At 72.2% G+C, this 525-nt stretch carries 1 protein-coding gene; it reads left to right on the top strand.

Features of this window, described 5'->3' with window-relative positions; all coding sequences use genetic code 11:
* On the top strand, positions 1–525 hold a 525-nt coding region (locus AC1D15_RS36575), incomplete at both ends, for a zinc-binding metallopeptidase family protein (protein ID WP_477829946.1).

The raw sequence follows: 525 nt of genomic DNA, 5'->3' as shown, positions 1-525 counted from the left end.
CACCGATCGAGGTCGCGTTCTGGACCAACGAGGAAGGCACGCGCTTCACGCCGGTGATGATGGGCTCGGGCGCGTTCGCCGGCGTGTTCGACACCGCGCGCATCCTCGGCGAGCAGGACCTGGCCGGGCTGGCGGTGGGCGACGAGCTCGAGCGCATCGGCTACCGCGGCACGCAGGCCTGCGGCGAGGTCCCGGGCGGCATGTTCGCGGCCTACTTCGAGGCGCACATCGAGCAGGGGCCCGTGCTCGAGGCGCAGGGCCTGCCGATCGGCGTGGTGCAAGGCGCGCTCGGCCAGCAGTGGTACGACGTGACGGTGACCGGCATGGACGCACACGCCGGCCCCACGCCGATGGGGCTGCGGCACGATGCGATGCTGGGCACGGCGCGCATGGTCGAGGCGGTCAACCGCATCGCGCTGGCAGAAGCGCCCGACGGCCGCGGCACGGTGGGCTTCGTCCAGGTGACGCCCAATTCACGCAACGTGGTGCCCGGCGAGGTGCGCTTCTCGGTGGACTTCCGCCACG

Source organism: Rhizobacter sp. P2_H2 (assembly GCF_056403375.1).
Note: the sequence above shows the minus strand (reverse complement) of the source record. Positions and strands in the feature narration are given on the sequence as shown.